This window comes from Maribacter ulvicola, from assembly GCF_900155985.1.
Lineage (GTDB): Bacteria > Bacteroidota > Bacteroidia > Flavobacteriales > Flavobacteriaceae > Maribacter > Maribacter ulvicola.
This window is the reverse complement of record NZ_FTMA01000004.1, coordinates 81,137-102,915: the sequence shown is the minus strand read 5'-3', so window position 1 is coordinate 102,915 and position 21,779 is coordinate 81,137. Positions and strand designations below refer to the sequence as shown.

At 35.1% G+C, this 21,779-nt stretch carries 18 protein-coding genes; 7 read left to right on the top strand and 11 right to left on the bottom strand.

Going from position 1 to position 21,779, the window contains the following annotated elements; translation table 11 throughout:
• The first annotated feature begins 244 nt into the window (after positions 1-244).
• The 3 genes from BW936_RS12610 (at position 245) to BW936_RS12600 (ending at position 3,098) form a co-directional block, all read left to right on the top strand.
• The gene (locus BW936_RS12610; RefSeq protein WP_076548762.1) at positions 245-1,816 is read left to right on the top strand and encodes a phospholipase D-like domain-containing protein; all 1,572 of its coding nucleotides are present in this window, start codon (positions 245-247) and stop codon (positions 1,814-1,816) included.
• A 321-nt stretch (positions 1,817-2,137) separates the two neighbouring features.
• Positions 2,138-2,533 (top strand): hypothetical protein, encoded by a 396-nt coding sequence (locus BW936_RS12605; RefSeq protein ID WP_076548761.1) that lies wholly within the window; start codon positions 2,138-2,140, stop codon positions 2,531-2,533.
• Between the two features lie 31 nt (positions 2,534-2,564).
• Entirely contained in the window at positions 2,565-3,098 is a 534-nt protein-coding gene (locus tag BW936_RS12600) for a DinB family protein (RefSeq protein WP_076548760.1), read from the top strand.
• A gap of 14 nt (positions 3,099-3,112) precedes the next feature.
• On the opposite strand, the gene BW936_RS20060 is transcribed toward BW936_RS12600, so the two are convergent.
• Complete coding sequence (locus BW936_RS20060) at positions 3,113-3,247, bottom strand: hypothetical protein (RefSeq protein ID WP_262494002.1); 135 nt, start codon at positions 3,245-3,247, stop codon at positions 3,113-3,115.
• Positions 3,248-3,414: 167 nt separating this feature from the next.
• Between BW936_RS20060 and BW936_RS12595 the strand changes: the two genes are divergently transcribed.
• Positions 3,415-4,653: a DUF2130 domain-containing protein gene (locus BW936_RS12595; protein ID WP_076548759.1), complete on the top strand. Its 1,239-nt coding sequence runs from the start codon at positions 3,415-3,417 to the stop codon at positions 4,651-4,653.
• 479 nt (positions 4,654-5,132) lie between these two features.
• Positions 5,133-5,654, top strand: a complete 522-nt coding sequence (locus BW936_RS12590; protein ID WP_076548758.1) for a hypothetical protein — start codon at positions 5,133-5,135, stop codon at positions 5,652-5,654.
• 119 nt (positions 5,655-5,773) lie between these two features.
• Here the strand turns inward: BW936_RS12590 and BW936_RS12585 are convergent, their stop codons facing one another.
• Positions 5,774-8,089, bottom strand: a complete 2,316-nt coding sequence (locus tag BW936_RS12585) for a glycoside hydrolase family 113 (RefSeq protein WP_076548757.1) — start codon at positions 8,087-8,089, stop codon at positions 5,774-5,776.
• Between the two features lie 302 nt (positions 8,090-8,391).
• Between BW936_RS12585 and BW936_RS12580 the strand changes: the two genes are divergently transcribed.
• The gene (locus BW936_RS12580) at positions 8,392-9,072 is read left to right on the top strand and encodes a head GIN domain-containing protein (protein ID WP_076548756.1); all 681 of its coding nucleotides are present in this window, start codon (positions 8,392-8,394) and stop codon (positions 9,070-9,072) included.
• On the opposite strand, the gene BW936_RS12575 is transcribed toward BW936_RS12580, so the two are convergent.
• From BW936_RS12575 to BW936_RS12540, 8 genes are all read right to left on the bottom strand, one after another.
• A complete protein-coding gene (locus BW936_RS12575; protein WP_076548755.1) occupies positions 9,073-9,255 on the bottom strand; it encodes a CPXCG motif-containing cysteine-rich protein in 183 nt (60 codons plus the stop codon).
• Between the two features lie 9 nt (positions 9,256-9,264).
• Positions 9,265-9,933, bottom strand: coding sequence for a hypothetical protein (locus BW936_RS12570; protein ID WP_076548754.1), 669 nt, complete (start codon positions 9,931-9,933; stop codon positions 9,265-9,267).
• A gap of 54 nt (positions 9,934-9,987) precedes the next feature.
• Entirely contained in the window at positions 9,988-11,352 is a 1,365-nt protein-coding gene (locus BW936_RS12565; RefSeq protein ID WP_076548753.1) for a TolC family protein, read from the bottom strand.
• Entirely contained in the window at positions 11,352-14,612 is a 3,261-nt protein-coding gene (locus tag BW936_RS12560; protein WP_076548752.1) for an efflux RND transporter permease subunit, read from the bottom strand. Before BW936_RS12560 ends, BW936_RS12565 begins: the two co-directional genes overlap by 1 nt.
• Complete coding sequence (locus BW936_RS12555) at positions 14,612-15,742, bottom strand: efflux RND transporter periplasmic adaptor subunit (RefSeq protein WP_076548751.1); 1,131 nt, start codon at positions 15,740-15,742, stop codon at positions 14,612-14,614. Before BW936_RS12555 ends, BW936_RS12560 begins: the two co-directional genes overlap by 1 nt.
• A gap of 427 nt (positions 15,743-16,169) precedes the next feature.
• Positions 16,170-17,054: a leucine-rich repeat domain-containing protein gene (locus tag BW936_RS12550; protein WP_076548750.1), complete on the bottom strand. Its 885-nt coding sequence runs from the start codon at positions 17,052-17,054 to the stop codon at positions 16,170-16,172.
• Between the two features lie 207 nt (positions 17,055-17,261).
• Positions 17,262-18,104: a leucine-rich repeat domain-containing protein gene (locus BW936_RS12545; RefSeq protein ID WP_244156223.1), complete on the bottom strand. Its 843-nt coding sequence runs from the start codon at positions 18,102-18,104 to the stop codon at positions 17,262-17,264.
• A 184-nt stretch (positions 18,105-18,288) separates the two neighbouring features.
• Positions 18,289-20,199, bottom strand: coding sequence for an ABC-F family ATP-binding cassette domain-containing protein (locus tag BW936_RS12540; RefSeq protein ID WP_076548748.1), 1,911 nt, complete (start codon positions 20,197-20,199; stop codon positions 18,289-18,291).
• Positions 20,200-20,336: 137 nt separating this feature from the next.
• Here BW936_RS12540 and BW936_RS12535 point away from each other — a divergent pair, with 137 nt between their 5' ends.
• Positions 20,337-20,735, top strand: a complete 399-nt coding sequence (locus tag BW936_RS12535; protein ID WP_076548747.1) for a DUF983 domain-containing protein — start codon at positions 20,337-20,339, stop codon at positions 20,733-20,735.
• On the opposite strand, the gene BW936_RS12530 is transcribed toward BW936_RS12535, so the two are convergent.
• Entirely contained in the window at positions 20,728-21,765 is a 1,038-nt protein-coding gene (locus tag BW936_RS12530; protein WP_076548746.1) for an NAD(P)/FAD-dependent oxidoreductase, read from the bottom strand. The genes BW936_RS12535 and BW936_RS12530 overlap by 8 nt on opposite strands.
• Positions 21,766-21,779: the final 14 nt, after the last annotated feature.

Below are 21,779 nucleotides of genomic sequence, written 5' to 3'. Positions count from 1 at the left end.
ATTCTTAGACGCTCTACTCTCAATTATAATCTTCTCATAATCAGCGCAGTTAATCACTTTCAATTTTTCTGACCGTTTTACGGAAACCCGTAATAAAACATACCGTAACTTCTTTATATTGCAGTGTCATGTAAAGTGCACTACCCCAGCAATTTAGACGAAACCATTACACATTACCTAAATATTCATGAATATGTGTATTTGTAAACTTACTGATACGTTGTAGTACATATAAAAAAAAGAAATGAGAGTAGAATTTTTAGGTCACGGACTTCATAAAGACCATACCAATACGGTTGGACACTTTATGATTGATTCCTTTAAAAATGATGATTACTCATCTTTTGTTGGATTCTCTGCATTTACAAAAATGTCAGGGATTAACCGAATTAAGAAAGAACTGCTTGAAGCTTCAAAGAAGTTTAAGTCTTTAAAGTTCTATCTTGGGATTGTACCAAAAGGGACTTCTAGAGAAGCTCTTCAGTTTTTAATCGATAACAATATTGAAACTTGGATTTTCTGTACAGAAGACCAAATAATGTTTCATCCCAAAATCTATTTTTTTCAAGGAAAACATAATTATCGATTTATTACAGGTTCTTCAAACTTAACAAGTTTTGGTCTATTTGACAATATAGAAGCGTCTACATTTTTTGAATTCTCAAAGACTAATCAGCAAGGTAAAAAGTTAATTAGACAATTTAAAGAATATTTCGAGCCTATTCTGAATGGTACAGATAAGAACGTACTAAAACTTACACAAAAAGTTTTAAAAGACTTGGAAGAATCAGGGTTTATATGGCCTGAATCGAAAACAAATGCTGAGTTTGAATTTGTAAAGTCGAATAAAGAAACTTTTGCTAAAAGAAAGAAACTAAAATTTGATAAAGGTTCTTTTGGTAAAATTGAATCAAAACCTTTTTCAAACAATTATGATTCGAATTATATCCCAGCGATAACTCAAGATTACTTAAACTCTTGGCTTGATTTCTTTGAGTTATTTAAAGAATTTAAAGCAGAAAATCGTGATAAGGGAGAAAAATATAGCGTAACAGTACCAAGAGATTATAAGAATCCTTCACTTTATAATTGGTACTTAAAACAAAAATTATATTACAAGAACAAAATACTTCCAATTGACCACGAAAACTTTCTAAAAAAGGAGCAATTTTATTTTGGTGATGCACATAAATTATGGCAAGAATGGAAAAATGACACTAAGTTAAAGTTGTTACAAGAAGCAGTTGATGAAGGAGAAAATATAGGATTAAGTCAACGTTATGAATATAAAGGTATTCGTCTAGGAACTTGGATACAAGGAGTCAAAAAAGCCAATAAATCAGGAAAGAAATTAGACATAATGAAGAGGATAAATGAAATTCTAGACTTATCTTCAAAAAGCAGAACTCCAATAGATACTGCAACAAGATTTATTAACGATATTTTAGAAAGAGAAAACCCTAACAAAGCCAATTTCCAAAACAGATTTAATAGTGCATTAAGAGATAGGATTGAAGAACTACCTGACGAAATCCAACAAGACATTGTTGATGCTTGGTACTTGGCTTTTGATGAAGAACGTCCCTTGGGTAGAATTAGAACCCGACAAAAAGACAGAACAGATGAGTGGAAATCCTTTCGTTACAACAAAACTCTTAACCCTGAAGGTCTTTGGTTTTTGCCTGAATCTATAATTGGAAATTTATACCATTGGATACGACAGAAAAAGGAAAACCAGACAAGAATAGAAATGATTAGAAAGAACTTTAACGAACAAGAAAAAAGTGAATTAAGGAGAGAAAACTTTCCGATATGATGAATAAAATACGCACCATAATAAGGTATAAAAATAATAAAGGATAAGTATGAAACCCTAATATCGTACATATTACAAAGTCCAATACATTTACACTTTGACGATCAAATAAAAAGGCTATACTAAAATTATAAATTTGGCTAAGAGCTAGAACGGACGGTAATTGTATTTTAATCACTTACAATTTTCATTCAAACCGTTACATCTACCATGAAACCGCCACTCACCATAATCCTTTTCTTCTTAATTTCCTTTATCGCCTAAGCCCAAAACAGAATCAATAACCTTCCGCAAGCAACACAGATCCATTGCCCAATATTTTTGGTTGATCCGAATATTATCGTCAATATAAATGTTTTCACTTCAAAGGAAGATATTGAAGAAATAGCAGTGATAAAGGATAAACCTATAAGAGCGTCTCATGATTTTTATAACCTAACGGCAAATGGTATTTTGTTTGCACAACTAAGAAAGAAGATACCTTCTAAAACACAAGCTGATCTCAATGCTTTTTTTAATTTGGAAGAGAACAACCCGGTGTATGTAAACGGTTATTTATTGGAACATGAAACGTATACCATTGTTAAAGAATGTATTGCAACTATAGACCTAGTAGTGCCAAATGAAAAAAATGACTTAGACCAAAAAGTAATCAATGCTTGGATAGTATCCCAAGAAGAGCGCAAAAATGGCTGTTCAGTGCAACAAATAGAGTAAATTAGTAGTATTCATTAAATCATCAATCAACATGAAAAATATCATTATCATCACCTTGTCTCTATTAACCTCTTCCCAGTTACGAGCTCAAGAAAACAAATTCTTATCAGATTTCGTGGAGCGTTTAGAGAACTCCCGGAAATACTTATTATTGGTCGCTGACATGATGCCAGAAGAAAAATATGATTATAAAGTCACCCCAGAATCTTTAAGTTTCTCCGAAAATTTAATGCATATTGGTTTTGCGCTAGATTGGCATAGTCAATCGCTTTTAGGTGGTCGTGAGGCTCGCGTGTACCAAACGGATACCATTTTTAAACCTGCCAACAAAACAAAGGATGAAATGATGGTACGTATTGATCAAACATTTAGTGAAGCTATTAAACTATTACAGGAATTTGATGCCAACAAACTAGATGACCATTTAGATTATTTTGGTCTGGAGCGATCTAAACGGCAAATAAGCATGCTTTTAGCAGACCACATTACACACCATAGAGGGCAAATGTTAGTTGCTATGCGGCTTAACGGACTTACGCCACCACGGTATGTACTGTATCAATAAGTAGCCTAAAAATACTACTCTTGCTTCTTCTTGTCGTTTTTCATTAAGCTATATACTACAAGTACTAGCCCAAGACAAACCACCCCAAAAATGGAGATTAAAATTACACCGTGTCCCCAGTTTACTAAAGGAAGATTTAATAGCGTCATAAGTTGGTCATTTAATTTGATGTAAAAATAAATTCTAACCGCTTTTTAATCTATGACAATTGTCAGTTCACAGAAATAGTAGCGCATTTTTACATTGCGATTATCGCTTAAAGATTGTATGCCTAATTTGGGTTCTGTATTTTTATAGTTACAAATGATTTTTGAAAATGGTAGATAAGATTAAATGCCCCAATTGTGCTCATGAGTTTGATGTTGAAGAGGCACTTTCCGGTAAAATGCAGGCACATTTTAAAGCGGAGTATGAACGTAAGGTTGCTGAGCAGGCAGAAATATTTAATAAGGAACGTAGAAAACTTGAAGCGGAAGTTGAAGAATTCGAAAAGAAGAAAGAAAAAGAGAACGAGCTTTTTAAAGAGAAGCTAGCACAACGTCTTGCCAAAGAATCCGAAAAAATACAAAAGCAGACGAACGAATCTTTTGAGCAACAGCTTCGTGCCCTGCAACAGGAAAACGAAAAAAAGAAAGAGGAGAACAGGGCCTTGCGTTCTCACGAGATCGATTTACTGAAACGTGAAAATGAACTAAAAGAAAAGGCAGAGGACCTTAAAATGAACGTTCAGAAAGAGCTGCTAGAGAAACAAACCATTATTGAGGAAAAAGCCAAAGCTAAAGAACGCGAGGCTATGGCCTTAAAAGAAAAGGAATACCAAAAGCAACTTGACGACCAAAGAAAACTTATTGATGAAATGAAGCGTAAAGCCGAGCAAGGTTCTATGCAAATGCAGGGTGAAATTCAGGAACTGGCTCTTGAAGAATTGTTACGAAACACCTACCCCTTTGATACTATTGATGAAGTAGGCAAAGGTATTCGTGGTGCAGATTGTATACAGACCGTAATCAACTCGCTTCAACAGACTTGTGGCTCTATCGTTTATGAGAGTAAGCGTACCAAAAACTTTTCTAACGATTGGATCAATAAACTAAAACAGGACCAGATCAATTGCAAAGCTGATATTGCGGTAATCGTAACGGAAACTTTTCCACCAGATATGGAACGCTTTGGAGAGAAAAACGGCGTGTGGATCTGCGGATTTAATGAGGTGAAAAGTGTGTCTCTAGTATTGCGTGAACTACTGTTAAAAACTCAATCCATTAAATCGTCTGATGAAAATAAGGGCGATAAAATGGAGCTCCTCTATTCTTACCTGACCAGTAACGAGTTTGTACAGAATATTAATAGAATTATTGAAAACTATGATGCTATGATCAAACAACTGAACTATGAAAAGAAAGCGGCCTATAAGAATTTTGCGGTTAGGGAGAAGCAAATTTGGGGTGTTCAAGAAAATATAAACGTGCTCTTTGGTTCCATAAAAGGAATCGCCGGAAACTCGTTATCGACATCAACAATTTTGGAGTTACCAGATGCGGAGATTGATGATTAGATGGTTAGTTAGTGAATTAGTAGTTAGTGGTTAGTGAACTAGTTTGCTAGTGAATTAGTGGATTTTCGCTCCGCGATATACGCTCTTCGCTTGCTTTATGCGCTTTGCTGGTTCTTGTTTTGTTCTTAATATCACTGAGCTTCTTTCGTGTTGCATTGGCGCATTACGTTAAAGGGTTTTCGTTTTTGAACATAGCCAGGTTATCATTTTTTTGAATCTGAAGGGCTATATATAGCCAATAAAGCTACCCAAATTACTACTAGAGGCATCTTTAAAATAAAGGCCATTTAATAGTATTGCCACTAAACCTAATATTCCAATAATCAATAAAAAGTATTTTAAGAATTTCATTTTGTATGTTTTCAGGTGTTTTGGCGCTTTTGCCTATTTTGAAGTAAAATGATGGTCAAATTCATCTACAAGTTGCATTTTTAGGCAATTTATTACAAGTTTTAGCAAAAAATAAAAAAGAGTACTTTATGAAATTGACGCTCAACGTATTTGTTATTCTACTCACTATTACTTCTTTTTCATGCAAACAAGAAAAGCAACTGCCCAATAATGAAGTGTCGAAAATGTGGTCTCAATTTCTAAGAGATTTAGAGATAAATGATAAAGTGGCCTTTAAAAAAGCATCCGGTGAGACAATACGTTGTTATGATTGTTTGGAGAATACACCATCCGAGATGAAAAAAATGAGCTTATTACGAGAAAATGACGCCCTTTATTATAATAAAATTTATGATAACCTCATCTATATACCCATTGACAGTTTTATAGCCAATGACTATGACATTCTATTTAATCCCCAATTCATAAACATCCTTCAAGAAAATGAAACGATTATTGTCAGAGAAGTAACAGAAGGCAAAACATACGCCCATATTCTGGTCACTACTACATTACCTACCGCATTCTTTGAAGGTGGTCAGCATAACTTCTCATTTATAAAAATCAAGGACGGACAATGGAGGCTGAACGAAATAAGTACTATTCCGTAATACAGACACATAATATTGAGGCAAGCTTAGGAGCATTTAAATCTTGGTTATCAGGTAAAGTCAAATGCTTTTACCTTACGGACCGCATTACGTTCAGTGCATAGCAGATGAACGCCTACCTATTTGGCAAACCAATTACGCACTGTTTCTTCTGCTAATTTATTGTTGGGCGTAAAGGCATTGTTATGCTCGCCACGGTATTCTATATAGCTAGGAAATTTCCACCAAAGTATACCTTGGCACCACGGCTCATCCTGTATTCCTTTAAAAATAATCTCGTAAGACCTGCGTTGTGCTTCTTCATTAATAGTCTCATCTGCCTCTGCATGCGGATTCTTCCATGGAGTGTCTACACTTCTAAAGCCTATTTCTGTAAATACGATAGGCTTTTTAAATTTATCATATACCTTTTTAATTTTCGTTTTTACCGTATTGAACCGAAGGCTTAATTCTTCATTGGTAGGCTCATCTTTTTTACTCAACGGATAATAGGAGTTCAACCCTATAAAATCTAAATCGTCCCAAAATTCTATTTTCTCAAATTCTGCTCCCCAATTGGCGGCATAGGTCAGTTGTCCAGAATACAGTGCACGTGTTTTTTTGATCATAGCTCGCCAAGCATCGGGCTGTGATAATGTGGCTTTGGTAAACTCTACCCCAAGACATAAGGCATCTATCTCATAAATTTCTGCTAAGAATGCATAGTGGCGGATCCACCTGTAGTAATAATCATGAAACTTATTCCATTGGGCGTCTGTAGGCATATTTATACCGCCCGGCCAGCTACCCCCCACATAAATTTGGGGTTTTAGCAATGTATACATACCTATATCACTTGCCATAGAAACCGCATGCACCACGGCATCATCATTCTCACTACCAGCATTATTACTAAAGTGCAAGGGTGTAGGTGTGTTGATTTCGTTAATGCCCGTATACGGCACAATTGCCATAGCATTACTGCCCATATTCTTTTGTTTCAATAAAGATTCTGTTGCCTTTTTAGAACCATAGCCATTGTAAATACCGTAGCCTTCATGTGCAAAATTGAAGCCTTTTAAATAGGGTAACTTTTTCTTTTCCGTTTTTTTCTTCGGATGTGCTTTTGGTAATTCCGCTAAATACTTCTGCCACTTTATTTCTAGCGTTTTTTCTTCTCCTTGGGTTAATGATACCGTATTATAACGCTTTAAGTATGCATCTTTCCCCCAAGTTGTCATCAAAAAATCCGTGAACGCACCTGCCATACAATCCCTGATCAGTGAAGATTCCATCTCTAAAAAAGAATTATTCAATAACTCTGACACCGTAAACGTATTCTCAGATTCTACCAATCTTGCAGCCCAATATTTATACCCCTTCATTTGCCAGGTTTCCGTAAAATAAATGGGCAGCCCTAATGTGATGCTATTTTTATTGCTCTCACCAACTAGGTGGTGTAGTAACAAAGCGTTATCCCTACCTATATTATTATTGGCATAAATTTTATTGACTATGGTGTGAACAGAATTTGTAACCGTATCAAAAGTAGAATGATCGGTATTACCTGTCATTAAGCCCTTTTCTTCAGTACCGGTATAAAAATTATACGTGATTTTGGGGACGTTATTGCTACCTACAAAATTAATAATCTTCGTTTTTGATGCCTTAACCGCCGCTTCTAGATTTGGAATATCTGTTTCTTGAATGGCTTTTTGGTGGTCTTTGAATTTAAATTCATTGGTATTTAACAATACTCTGGTACCTGTAGCAAAATTGAAAAAAGTGGAAGCTTCAATTCCCCAATTAGCATTAAAATTGCCCATAACCAACCGCTCTTTATTCTCATATACTTCATACTCCAAACTCTGTCGGTAGAATGCCAGTCCGTTTTCCCTTACTTTTTCTTCAAATAATGAAAATACTTCTTGGGCATTGGTACCTGTCAAAAAGCTAAAAGGAATTTTTGGGTTTTTAGGACTCGGATAAAAACTCACCCCCAATACCGAACTGTTATTAGGTACTTTTTTGGATCCTATCTTAATTTCCGAGTACGATACCTGAAAAGGAGTATCACCCAAATATTTTTTAATCAACGGATGCTCATCTACAGCACCTACCAAAAATATGATTGAACTCTTAAGCACTTCTTTAGTGACCTCATTTACATTTACATGGCTTACTTTAACATTACGCCATGAACGGGTAGTTTTTAGCTTAGAAAGCTCCTCAAGCATATTTTTATATTGATGTAGTAATACTGAATCTTTAGCGCCATAGACCACTAATACCTCTCGTTTATCGAAAAAACTTCTGCGAAGATCTCTACGTGAAGCAACTGAATCTATAGTTTCAGGTATAACCACACTTTCTGCCGTGGGAAAGTATTGTACACCAGCAAAACCCACTATACCGACAATAACAAAAATGGCTACTAAAAGATGTTTCTTCTTCATAAATAAAACAATGTGCAAAATGCTTGTTTAAGATAACAAAACTGCAAAACCTATGTCTGTTTAAGACCTTATTTAACTTTTAAAAAGGAGTTTGTATGGAAGCATATACTAAACCTGTTCTCCTTACATTTCTGAAAGCCTGCTAGGCTCCTTTTAAAAACAATTGAACAGCCCATGTGTTTTGCTTGAACCTATTAGTTTTAAAAATCAAAAATAATATCACAAGTAAAATCCACTTCTGCCCTTTTGTGGTAGACAGTCATTTGTACCTTAACTTTGTACTACCAAATAGCCAATACTACATGAAATCATTTTTACTCCTTTCGTTTATCTTATGTTCTACGTTGACCGCTGTTGCCCAAAACTACGCAACTATACCTATAGCGAAATACACAGAGCTTAGAGTGTACGATAGAATTAGCGTTACCCTTGTAAAAGGGGAAGAAAATAAAATTGAAATTGCCGATGAGAATAAAAAGGATTTAAGTATCACCGAAAATGACGGTCGTTTGCGCTTAAAAATGTGCTCAGGAGAATCTGTTTTAAGTTCCATTTTAAATCTTAAACTTTATTATACCGAAGCTCTAACAGTTATAGATGCGAACAAAAACTCTAGAATTATTTCTACAGGATTAGTCATTGGTACTGATTTGGCAATAGAGGCGCAAGATGCCAGTACCATCACCTTAAACATTGCCTACAATAATGTATCCGCAAAAAGTACTAGTGGTAGTGAAATTAAATTATCGGGTACTAGTAGCAACCAAGAAGTGATGATCAATACCGGTGGCAAACTTCTGAACAAAGGTCTAAAGACAAAGAATAGCACCGTTATTGTTCTTTCTGGTGGTAGTGCCGAGGTCTATGCCAGTGAAGCTGTTATTGCCAAAGTGAAGGCCGGCGGAGCCATTACCGTTTATGGCAATCCTAAATCTGTGGATAAGGATGATACCTTTGGTGGCAAGATCGCCATACCCGAATAGCTACTGCTCTATATTCTGAACATTAAAACCGGTGAGTTCATTCTCTTGAAACTGCGGCGTCACCTCAATTGGGTTACAGCACACTTCGCAATCTTCTACATAGGTCTGTTGTGAAACGGAAGGATCCAGAAGCATAGATACTTCTTCCCAGCAATACGGACATTGAAAATAATGCTCGAACATGGTAACTGGTTATGCTTTTAATTCGTTGGCTAATTCCTTTAAAGTTAAGGACTGTATTAAATTACCGCCATTGGCAGTGAAAATAGTATCATGACCCAATTTTAAAGAAAGTATGTCTTGATCCGTATCTAAATGAATGTCCGCTGGGTTTACTTTGACCTCCTCTAACTTTACATCAAAACGTTTTTTTAAAGTTACCGACCCGTTGAGTTTACGCAATTCAAATCCGTAGAAATCAAACAAACGTTGCAAGCCGCTGAAAAAGCTAATACCTATAAAAATCAAAGCAGCCATGGCAAACTTATATGCCAACGTAAATACATCTAGCTCATCACCGTTTATAAAAGTATATACTAAGTTTATACAGCCATAAATACCTAACATGAATACCAAGAGACCTACAATTAAAGCCAACACATCTGTTAATAGTGCCTTTTGTGTTCTGGTTACCACCAACCCGTCTGCTGATTTATTTGCCTGAAACCCAAAATCCCTTAAATATTCTAGATTGTTGATTTCAGCACGCTTATTGGCAATTGTAGCTTCTAAACCACTTAAATCAACTACAACGGCACGTTGCTTTAGCTCATCTAGCAAACTTAACTGTGCCTCAAAAGTGAGCAATGCATGTTGGTCCAGAATCTCTATAAGCTCGCCATTTGTTCTATTGCTATACATTTTTCCTTAATTAATTTACTCGATCATCGAGATTAAAAACTTTTAACCTACTTCTTACAATTCTATATTTAATAATTGACCTGTAAGTTGTAGTAATTGAAGCTCTGCCAATTTTGCATCGTACTTAGCCAAATTCTTATTGGTCTGTGCATTCAATAAATTAATCTGTGCCTGTCTAAACTCGATCGATGTTATACTACCCAGTTGAAACTGCTCTTTAGAACGCTCAAAATTGTTCTGGTTGGTAAATACATTCTGTTCTTGAATTTGATATATTTTTAAAAGGTTCTCATACAATGCCATCGCATTCTGCATGTCTCTACTAACTTCTAGTTCTACCTGCTTGCGCAACAATTCTTGATTAGCATATGTAATCTTCGCATTCTTAACACTTACCGTAGTGCTACCACCATCAAAGAGGTTCCAAGTAAGACTAGCACCCAACGAGTAGTTACCTACATTAGAATTGGTGCCAGGAAAAACAGCTCCTGTCAAAAAAGCCGATGGTGCATTTTGGTTTCTGTTCCATCCGTAAGAACCCGTTAGGCCTATGGTTGGCAGATAACCAGATTTGCTTACCTTAATATCATATGCATTGATAGTTAAATTAGTTTTGGTCTGTAAAACCGCTACGTTATTGGCAATAGCCTTTTCCATAAATTCCTCTATTTGAAATTTAGGAATAAATACCACTGTTGTATCTACCGCATATTGCGAATTTAAATCTTGATTTAGCACCACATTTAAATCGCGCTTTGCATTTGCCAATTGCTGCTCTGTATTCAATAAATTGATGCTATCATTGGTCATATCTACCTGAGCGTTCAAAATATCCAATTTTGTATTTTGTCCGTATTCAAAGGAATACTCCGATCTGGTTATTCTATCCCTAGAAATTTCCAAGGCTTGCTTTTGCACATTTTTATTTTCCGTTAATCTAGCTATTTCAAAATATACCGTGAACATTTGGATCATGGTATTTTCTATAGTCTCGCGGGCTTGCAACGTACTTAATTGATACTGTTCTTTTAATCTTTTATAATTATAGAACCTCCCCAAACCGTCAAACAAGGTATAATTTAGGTTTAATGCCGTACTGTACCTTTGGCTTTCTGCGCCATCAATAGAAATATTGCCCCTTTCACTACCGTCATCATTAAATTGACCGGGAAATTCCGTAGTTGTATCGTTATTGTTATATGTGGCATTTGCAGTACCTGTTAACGTTGGTAAATACCCTGAGTTTAGAACGCTTGCATTATTTTCTGCAATAGCAACTTGACCTTTAGCTATCTCTATTCCAAAATTGTTCTCCAAAGCCTTAACCACAGCTTCTTCTTTAGAGAGTGTTCTCTCTTGCGCTAAAACTGCATGAACCGGTAGCAATACCAATAATATGATGAATCTTACTTTACTCATTATAACTTATCTATATTCTTATGTGGATGTGAGCCACCTTCAATGCTTTTTTGCGAATGACCTTCTAAATGATGAGCCTCTTTTCTTTCCTTTATAGCTCTTTCTACCTCTTCTTTTGTAATCTTATGACCAGATGCCAATGATAAATTCTGAGATTTTAAGTTGTTACTGAAGGATAAGAACAATGGCAACATCAATAAGGTAAGTACCGTAGCAATACCAATACCATAGGCAATAGAAATAGCCATTGGTTTTAAGAATTGTGCCTGTCTACTGGTCTCTAACATTAAAGGCGCCAAACCTGCTATAGTGGTTATCGATGTTAAGAAAATTGCTCTGAACCTTGACTTTCCTGCTTCAAAAATGGCATTATCAAAGGTCATACCTTCCCGTAAATTTGAATTGAACTTACCAATGAGCACAAGACCATCATTCACCATAATACCTATTAAAGCAATGATACCTAATATGGATAGTACATTGATCGGAAAATCATGGATCCAGTGGCCCCAAGCAACTGCCGTGAAGCTAAATGGCACTAATAACAATAGCATTAATGGCTGACTGAAGCTTCTAAATGTAAATGCGATGGTGATATAAATGAGCAATAGCACCGTGAAACCTACCAACTTCAATGAGCCCGTTAACTTATCCAATTCCCTATTCTGACCTTCATAGGATGCGCTTACCGTTGGATATTTGGATTGTATCTCTGGCATATGTACATTCTGGATTTCTGTCATTATTTCCGTTGGACTATCCTTTACATCTTTCATATCGGCAGATACCTGAATTTCCCTTCTACCTTCTAAACGGTTAATAGCAACATCTCCACGTTCAATAGTATAATCTGCAATTTCACTTAACGGAACTCGATCACCAGACGGTGTTACAATTCGCATATCGTCTAAATTAGAGATCGACGAACGCTCCTCCCTGTCATAACGCACCCAAACCCGAATCTCATCTTGAGAACGCTGAAAACGTTGCGCCTGTACCCCAAAGAAACCTGCACGAACCTGGGTCATTAAGGCTTGAAGATCTAAGCCTAATAAGTAGGCATTCTCTTTTAAGGTTAATCTAATTTCTTTAATACCTGCCGGGTCATTATCCGCAATATCCTTCAACCTAGAGTTCTTGGTCAAAATGCTCTTTAACTCTACCTTAGCCGCTTTTAGCTGTTCAATATTATTACCAAGTAGTGATACCGAAACCGGAGAACCGCCAAAGTTGCCCCCAGAACCATAAATTAAACTTTCTACACCCACAACCGGACCTACCAATTCTTCTAACCTACTAGTGACCATATCCGCAGAAATCTCATCTGGTCTTTCTTCTCCAGGTAACAGGTTGATCGTTAATACAGCTGATGATGAGCCCGGCCCTAATCTTCTGATCACATTCTTAAATACATCCTTATCTGACCCCTCCATAAACTCCTCTGTCAATTCTTTATTGACAATTAAGGCTTTCTCTTCTATTAATGAGATAATTGAATCTGTGATTTTTTCATTGGTCCCGTTTGGCATCTCTAACTCTATACCTACCCTATCACTGGCAATTCTAGGAAAAAATGCCGTTCTAATGATACCGCCACCAACAGACCCTAATGTTAATATAAATGCCGATGCAAATACAGCAAACATGAATATTTTATGGTTCATTGAGAAACGTAGTACTGGTGTATAGAGGTTATCACGCATCCAAACCATAAGTTTATCACCAAATTCATTGATGACCCTTAATTTGGCAAAAGCATTTGCAAACCCACTCTTTGGTTTGGTATCTATTGGCTGTAGTGCTTTTGAATGTGCCAAGTGAGCTGGTAAAATTACCAATGCTTCTACTAACGACACTACTAAGGTCAGGATTACTATTACCGATACTTCGCCGAAAAATTCACCAATTCTACTATCCAAGAACAAGAATATGGAAAAGGCTAAAATAGTTGTAATAATTGCCGAAATAATTGGAGGCAATACTTCCATTGTGCCATCTACCGCAGCCTGAACAGGAGATTTCCCTTTTTCATAATGTTGATATATATTCTCGGCAATTACAATACCGTCATCTACCAGAATACCAATAACGATAATCATCCCGAATAAGGAGAGTACATTAATGGTCACATCAAAGAAACCTGCAAACACAAACATACCCAAGAAGGCAACTGGCAGACCAAAAGCTACCCAGAACGCCAATCTTGTATTCAAAAAGAGTGACAAAAATATGAGGACCAATACCATACCCATTATGGCATTCTCCGTTAATAACTGTGTTCTTTGATTAAGTGTGGTAGACTGATCAGAAACAACGTCTAATGTAATGTTATTATACTTTTCATTGAACTCTAATACATATTCGTTTACTTGATCTGCAGCCGCAATTAAATCTTCATTATTGGTACTGGTAATTGTAGTACTTACTGATAAGTTACCATTAAAATACGTTGCATTTGGTGTTTCTGAAAAACGATCTTTAACAATCGCCACATCCTTTAACCGTATGACATTCCCTGATTGATCTGCTCGTACCACAAGATTACCCAATTCACTGCCGTAGTACGATCGGTTATTGGCACGTATTAAATACTCTTCCGCATCTGTTTTAATATTACCGCCCGTTACTAAAATATTGGCGTTTGATACCGAATTAGCTACTTCTGAAAAAGATAAACCATATGCTAAAAGATCATTTTCATTAACGGCAATTTCAATTTCTTCATCTGGGAACCCGGAAATTTCTATTTGAGAAATTCCTTTCATTGCCCTTAAATCATTTTCAATATCCCTACCTACACTTTTTAAAGTTGCCAATGGGATGTCTTCACCACTAATAGCAAATGATATGGTTTGACGAACAGTTTCTAGAATGGACACTATCAATGGCTCCATACCTGTAGGAAACGTAGGAACTCTATCTACCGCATTCTTTACTTCTAAAAGCATGAAATCTATATTCTCGCCCTTTTCAATCTCTACATTAATGGTACCACTATTCTCCCTAGAAGTAGAGGTTACACGATCAACACCTTCAAGACCTTTTAAGTTGTCCTCGATCTTTAAAACGATACCCTCTTCTACCTCTTGTGGCGATGCGCCCGGATAGGTAATGGTAATAGCTATATTCTTAGAATCCGTTAGAGGAAAAAAAGATGATTTCAATGCTTTTGCACCAACGATGCCAAATAAGGCAAACGAAATTACAACTACGTTAACGGCAACATGATACCTAATAAAATATTCTATCAGCTTACGCATTATTCCTTCTTGTTTTCTGGTTGTTCAGAATATATTTTTACAGCCATACCCGTAAAGGCTCCACTAATAGGTTTTGAGACTATAGTAACGCCATCCGGCACATTCTTCAATACAACACGCTTATCCGAAAAATAAACGGGAGCTACATCTATCTTATCAAGAACCGAGTCTCTAACTATAAAAATCTGGTTGCCCTGCAATAGCAAGCCTCTATCTACCTCTATAGCATTTTCTTCTTTTTTAGCATCTAAATCTGCCTCTAGATACATGCCTTCTCTTAGATTCTTATCATCAACTTCTATATAGGCATTAACCGTTTGTGTTAACTGATCTATACTACCGTTAATTCTTGTTACCTTACCTTTATAGGTACTATTATCATCTAAATTTGTCAGTTCTACAGACTCGCCCACTTTCAATAGGTCCGTATATTGTTTGCTAATTGCCACTTCTAATTCATATACTTCCGTATTGATGAATTCACCTAACTTCTGACCAGACCTAACCAAAGTCCCTTCAGTAACCAATGTCTCTGTCAGAATACCTGAAAACGGAGCGGTGATACGATATTTTGCTAATCTTTGCTCTAAATTCTTAACATTATAATAGCTCGTTAAAATTCCTCTACCAGATATAAAGAACTTTTCTTTCTCGGTAGCCATTTTTGGCAGTGCCGGAGTACTTTTAGACATATCAAAATTAGAAAGGTAATCTTGCCACTTAGAATAGATATCTGGGTAGTCTAAACGTAAATCGGGCATTACTGCCGTTAATTGATTAAAAAGGTTACTTTTTGCAGACTGTACACTTGCAGCATACTCATTTGCATCAATATTGATGATAGTCTCTCCTTGACGAAAAGCCTGACCTTCTTTAAACAATTTACTTCCTTTTTTGAATACCCCTTGAACCTCAGCATATAATTCAACACGCTGTTTAGCAATTAAATTACCGTTTGCAGAAACTATAATGGGTACAGTACCATTTTTTACTACCTCAGTAAAAACTGTTTTGACTACTTTCTCTGATTTTGGTTTAAATGTTTTCTTACTTTCAATAATATATCCCGCTAAAAAAAAGGATACTACTATTAGCAAAATACCTAGTACGGTAAAAATAATTTTTCGCATTTTAATAAATTTATAAGCGTATTTCAAAAACACTGGATCAAAAATATTTCAAATCCTTTAGGTGTATATGAATTAAAAGAATTCCATTAATTTCAGTAGTGCAATAGCCTTCAAACTATTTAAACCGAATATGAACTCCTACATTTTAAGATTTAATCTCTTAAATAAATATTTATTACTAACGTCTAATCAGTATTAACTATCTACCAAAACCATCAAAATATTGTTAAAACAGCGGCTATATTTTAATTAGAATTTAACTACAAACTTTTGGAAATCAATTTATCATTGGCGAAACTACAAAAAAACACTTCTGACACTAAACGTCTTGATGGTTAAAGTAATCATAAAAAACTGTTGCATGAGACTGGTCAAAATAAAAAAAGGGATGCTATGGCATTCCCTTTTTTAGGTATTTTATTGTTGTTTAGTTTCTTTTTACGTCTTCAAATTTAGTATCTACAATACGTGTTCTACTTGCTTCTGTAGTACCAAACTTCATATTCAAGAACTCATCATCACTATCAAAAACCGCCAGTTTTGAACTCTGCATTCTTAACAATACATTTAATGACCTAAATTCATTACCCTGCAACTGTACAAACTCTAGATTGTTTAAAGTTGCCATACCACTTGGCAAATCTCCTTGAAACTTATTATATGAAAGAATTAATTCTTTTAAATTTACCAAACGCCCTAGATCAACCTCAATGACACCTGCTAGCTTGTTACCAAAAAGCTCAAGCCTTTCTAACTTATCTAAGTTTTCAATAGATTTAGGCAAGTTACCTTCTAAATAATTACTTGAAAGGTTTAATGATTTTAATGTTAATATATCTCCAATACCGTTGGGAATAGTTCCTTGCAATAAGTTATTAAACATGGACAACTCTTCTAATTGCTGCATTTTAGAACAATCTTGAGGTAAAACACCTGTCAACTTATTCATCTCTAAACGCATAATGGTCAACTGGTCTAACAGAAATATATCTTCGGGCAAATTACCTTCCAATACATTAAAAGCAAGGTTCAATGTTTTTAAATGCGACAAAACTGACATTCCATTTGGTATGGACCCCGTAAGATTGTTGCGATATAATTTTAATGCCGTTACATGATTATCTTTTATCTCTACACCATACCAGGTAGATGGGTCTGCTGTTAAATCCCATTTATTTATCCAATGATCACCATTGGTACTTTTATTAAAATCTATTAAATATTGTTTTTCGTTTGAAGATATTTGAGCACTGACTATAAAACTTGTGGACAGAACAAAAACTAAACTGATATAGGTAATAACATATTTCATACTGAAGAAATTAATTTATTTGGGCTAGTGCATCCATACCATGCTCTTTTTTATTAAAAATAATACTGGCATAAAATTCACTTTTATTATAACGTGCAAAAACTATTTTTATGATATACCACTGATAGTATTGCACTTATAACAAAAAAAAGAGATGTTGTTCAACATCTCTTTTTTCACCAAACTAACTAAAAGTGTAAACTACTCTTACTCTTCAATATCTTCGAACTTCGTATCTGCCATTCTAGTTTTACTAAAATTGACATCTTTAAACTCTAACTTTCTATCATCTTTGTCATAATCAAAAACCAAATACTCCTTGGTTTCTAAAAACTCTAAGGCTTTAAACGAACTAAAATTGTTATTTTGAATTTGAAATACTTCTAAACTCGCTAAATCTGCAAACTCATTGGGTATATCACCTATAAGCCTATTATTTGCCAATACCAATTCTTTCAATTTGCTCAACTTACCCATATCTCTGGGTATAGCACCCTCTAATCTATTTTCAAAAAGGCCTAAAGTTTCCAATTGAGATAATGCCCCTAATGAGCTAGGTATATCTCCTTGAAATTCATTGCTTGAAAGATTTAATACCTTTAACTCTGTTAAGTTACCTACGGTCTCAGGAATTTCACCTGTAAAAAAATTATTGAAAGCAGAAAGTTCTTGTAAATGAATTAAACTACCTATTTCTTCCGGCAATTCACCGTTAAGCCTATTCATTTCTAACTTCAATATTTTTAAATTAGAAAGATGGACAATTTCTTTAGGCAATTCACCTGTTAACGAATTAAAAGCTAGGTTCAAGACTCTAAGATTTTGTAAATCTCCTATTTGCGAAGGAATTGATCCCATTAAATTATTATGGAATAAATTAACCTCTACTACCTTATCGTTTTCAACAGTAATACCTTGCCATTGAGAAACCGGAGTTTTTAAATCCCATTTCTTGACCCAGTGATTGCCGTTCGTAGATTCATACAGATCAATTAGCGCTTTCCTCTCTTTTTTAGATACTTCTGCAAAACTAACTGTTGTCAGAAACAAAAAACAAAAGCTTATATAGTATAGTTTTTTCATATGACTATGGATTGATAAATTCACTTATTTAGGAATTATCCTACAAATTTGAACTAATAACGCTAAAAAATCTAATTTTATCGTTGACCTACCCCTATTTGTTGTGAAATAGCCTAAAAATGTTGTAAAACTATCAAAATCCTATGTCAGGCTACCCTAATTCCTCAATAGCTAAGGTTAGCGTCTCCCAGTTCTGCATTAATGTTTCCAGCTTCTTCTTTTTGGCTTGATAGCCTTCGAAAAAATTATCCTTTGCAATGGTAGCGTCATAATCTACTGTAAGATTATGATCTATATCTTTAATTTCTTTTTCCAGACTACTTACTTTACTTTCTACTGAACTTAATTGATTTTTTAAACTCTTTAGTTTTTTCTGATCCTGAAAAGAGTTTGAAGCTTTTGGCTTTATCTTTTCGCTAACTACAGCCTGTTTCTTCTCTATAGCCCTAAAATTCTCTACTTTACGCTGCTCCAAGTAGAAATCTACATCCCCTAAATACTCTCTTATCTTTTGATCCTTGAATTCATACACTTTATTAGTTAGACCCTGTAAAAAATCCCTATCATGAGAAACCAATATTAAGGTACCTTCAAAGTTTAAGCATGCTTGTTTTAGAACGTTCTTAGACTTAATATCCAAGTGGTTGGTAGGCTCATCCATTACTAGTACGTTAAATGGCTGAAGTAACATTTTCGCCAAAGCTAAACGGTTACGCTCACCCCCTGAAAGTACTTTTACAAACTTATCCACTTCATCTCCCCTAAATAAAAATGAACCTAAAATATCTCTAACCTTACTTCGGTTCTTCTCATTTGCGGCATCTATCATGGTATCTAATATAGTTTTGTTCCCATCTAAATACTCTGCCTGATTTTGAGCAAAATACCCTATTTGCACATTATGCCCCAGTTTTAAATGTCCTTCATGCTTAAGTTCGCCAACAATAATCTTCGCCAAAGTAGATTTACCCTGCCCATTTTGACCTACAAATGCGGTTTTACTATCTCTTTCTATAAGCAGGTTAATATCATTTAAAACCAAATTATTACCATATGCTTTGGATAATCCTTCAATTTCTACAACCACCTTACCTGGCGTAACAGAAACCGGAAAACGAAGGCTCATTACACTATTGTCATCTTCGTCTACCTCTATACGCTCAATCTTATCTAACTTCTTGATTAAAGATTGCGCCATGGAAGCTTTGGTTGATTTTGCTCTAAATTTTTCAATTAAACGTTCTGCCTGTTGAATTTCCTTTTCTTGGTTCTTTTGTGCATTTACCTGCTGTTGTTTTATCTCATTTCTTAATACTAAGTATTCAGAATAAGGCTTGTTATAATCATATATACGCCCCAATGAAATTTCAATAGTTCTATTAGTAACATTGTCCAAGAACATTTTATCGTGAGAAACAATGACCACGGCGCCGGTATAATTGTTCAAAAACTGTTCAAACCAGATAATAGATTCAATATCTAAGTGGTTGGTAGGCTCATCTAGCAATAATACATCATTCGTTTGCAATAATAATTTTGCCAACTCTATACGCATACGCCACCCTCCTGAAAAAGTTTCGGTCTTTTTATCAAAATCTTCTCTTCTAAAACCTAAGCCTTGAAGAATTTTTTCTGTTTCGCCCTGATAGTTATATCCTCCCAGTATTTCATAATGATGGGTAATATCACTTAAATCCACAATCAGCTGACTATATGAATCTGATTCATAATCTGTACGCTCTGCCAATTGATGGTTGATTTCATCTAATTTAAGCTCTAAAGACTTAATTTCTTCAAATGCCTGATATGCTTCTTCTAAAACTGAGCGCCCCTCTACAAAATCAATATCTTGTCTAAGAAAACCAATTTTAATATCTTTTTCTATAGCAATAACACCAGTATCCAAGGCCATATCCTTGTTAAGCAATTTCAACAAAGTTGATTTTCCAGCACCGTTTTTACCTACTAGCCCTGCTCTATTTCCTCCATTTAAACGAAATGATATTTCTTCAAATAAGTATTCCCCTCCAAAAGAGACCGATAGGTTGTGAACGTTTAACATAAATTCTATTTCTTCTTATGATTACTTAAAAATCTAGTTTAGAACTTTATAATTCCTAAGCTAATTTTATCTTTGTTATAGTAGATTTCTAACATGAAAATTGTCTTAAAATCGTACCTTAGTATAAAGTTTTGCAAATGTTAAAAAAAGGAAACAAACTCTACAGTATTTTAACAGGAAGTTGTCCTAGATGTCACCAAGAAAGTATGTATTTGGACAAAAACCCATACCATATGGGCGAAATCTTTAAAATGCATGAAAGATGCAGTCACTGCGATCTAAAATATAAAATAGAACCATCTTTCTTTTATGGTGCCATGTATGTGAGTTACGGAGTAGGAATTGCTTTTGCCGTAGCCGCATTTGTTATAGCCAATCTTTTTCTAGGTGCCGACCTAATAGAAACTTTTATTGCCATTATTGTAACACTAATTGTTTTTATGCCAGTCATTATGAGGTTATCACGTAATATATGGATTAATATGTTTGTTAGTTACGATGCCAAAGCAAACCTTAAAAAAACTAAATCTAATTAAAACGCGTTATATCAATTTCTTCTAATAAAGGCGTATTAAATTCAATATGGTCATATAATGATCTTGCTGCCCATGGTGCAATAGTTATACCATGAGAACCAAAACCGTTCAGCACCCATAAGTTATTATACGTTGGATGTTGACCTACTAATGGTCTTCTGTCTTTTACCGTAGGACGCATACCTGCCTCATGACCAACTACCTCATATGAACAATCTAAAAGAGTATCTAGTTTACTTACGAGCTCATTTTTAGCTTCTTCAGTAGTTAAATTGTCTTTATTATTTCTATGATATGTAGCCCCTACTTTGTACATATCATCTCCTAAGGGAATTAAGAATATAGATGATTTGATAATATAAGCCTCATTCAATGCTCTTGCTTTAATTACAATATACTCCCCTTTTGAGCCCTGCAATGGTAAATAATTAAAATAAGGATTATGCACCATACCATAACCTTCTGTAAACACCACATTCTTAGCTTTGATATCTTTATAGCTAACATGATCTTGCCCCACTTGAAGCTGACTATAATCAAATGTGTCCGTATACAAAATACATTCTTGCTCTAGCCACTTTGCATAACTATTGAAAAGTAACTTGGTGTTTAATTTACCTGTTCCCAAAACCTTACCAAACTGAAACGGTACTTTAAGCCTTGAATTTTCATTACTCACCAATTTAGTATCTAGAAATGGCTTAAGCTTATCTTTATCCGCAGCCTCAAACCACAGGTTTTGTTCTTCAATAGATGCAAATTTTCGTAGAACATTTAGCTTTTCATCAAACTTCACATTTAAAAACTGTTCTAACTGTGCGTAAAATTCAATAGCCACCGGTAATTGCTCATCTGCCCTCCAAGAAAGGGTAAATCGTTTTAAAATAACAGGGTTATACAGTCCGCCCGCCACACGTGACGAGGTTTGCGATCGATCATTAAAAACGACAAAGGATTTCTTGTTTTTACGCAAGTTTTCACAAAATGTTGTACCCGCCAAACCTAGACCTATTACTATGTAATCTACCATGGTGCAAATGTAAT

What these genes read in the sequence shown, in the direction of transcription:
- BW936_RS20060 (WP_262494002.1), bottom strand. Translation starts at nt 3,247, where the DNA reads ATGACGCTATTAAATCTTCCTTTAGTAAACTGGGGACACGGTGTAATT.
- BW936_RS12595 (WP_076548759.1), top strand. Translation starts at nt 3,415, where the DNA reads ATGGTAGATAAGATTAAATGCCCCAATTGTGCTCATGAGTTTGATGTT.
- BW936_RS12555 (WP_076548751.1), bottom strand. Translation starts at nt 15,742, where the DNA reads ATGCGAAAAATTATTTTTACCGTACTAGGTATTTTGCTAATAGTAGTA.
- BW936_RS12540 (WP_076548748.1), bottom strand. Translation starts at nt 20,199, where the DNA reads ATGTTAAACGTTCACAACCTATCGGTCTCTTTTGGAGGGGAATACTTA.
- BW936_RS12565 (WP_076548753.1), bottom strand. Translation starts at nt 11,352, where the DNA reads ATGAGTAAAGTAAGATTCATCATATTATTGGTATTGCTACCGGTTCAT.
- BW936_RS12590 (WP_076548758.1), top strand. Translation starts at nt 5,133, where the DNA reads ATGAAATTGACGCTCAACGTATTTGTTATTCTACTCACTATTACTTCT.
- BW936_RS12585 (WP_076548757.1), bottom strand. Translation starts at nt 8,089, where the DNA reads ATGAAGAAGAAACATCTTTTAGTAGCCATTTTTGTTATTGTCGGTATA.
- BW936_RS12560 (WP_076548752.1), bottom strand. Translation starts at nt 14,612, where the DNA reads ATGCGTAAGCTGATAGAATATTTTATTAGGTATCATGTTGCCGTTAAC.
- BW936_RS12550 (WP_076548750.1), bottom strand. Translation starts at nt 17,054, where the DNA reads ATGAAATATGTTATTACCTATATCAGTTTAGTTTTTGTTCTGTCCACA.
- BW936_RS12570 (WP_076548754.1), bottom strand. Translation starts at nt 9,933, where the DNA reads ATGTATAGCAATAGAACAAATGGCGAGCTTATAGAGATTCTGGACCAA.
- BW936_RS12575 (WP_076548755.1), bottom strand. Translation starts at nt 9,255, where the DNA reads ATGTTCGAGCATTATTTTCAATGTCCGTATTGCTGGGAAGAAGTATCT.
- BW936_RS12580 (WP_076548756.1), top strand. Translation starts at nt 8,392, where the DNA reads ATGAAATCATTTTTACTCCTTTCGTTTATCTTATGTTCTACGTTGACC.
- BW936_RS12600 (WP_076548760.1), top strand. Translation starts at nt 2,565, where the DNA reads ATGAAAAATATCATTATCATCACCTTGTCTCTATTAACCTCTTCCCAG.
- BW936_RS12535 (WP_076548747.1), top strand. Translation starts at nt 20,337, where the DNA reads ATGTTAAAAAAAGGAAACAAACTCTACAGTATTTTAACAGGAAGTTGT.
- BW936_RS12530 (WP_076548746.1), bottom strand. Translation starts at nt 21,765, where the DNA reads ATGGTAGATTACATAGTAATAGGTCTAGGTTTGGCGGGTACAACATTT.
- BW936_RS12610 (WP_076548762.1), top strand. Translation starts at nt 245, where the DNA reads ATGAGAGTAGAATTTTTAGGTCACGGACTTCATAAAGACCATACCAAT.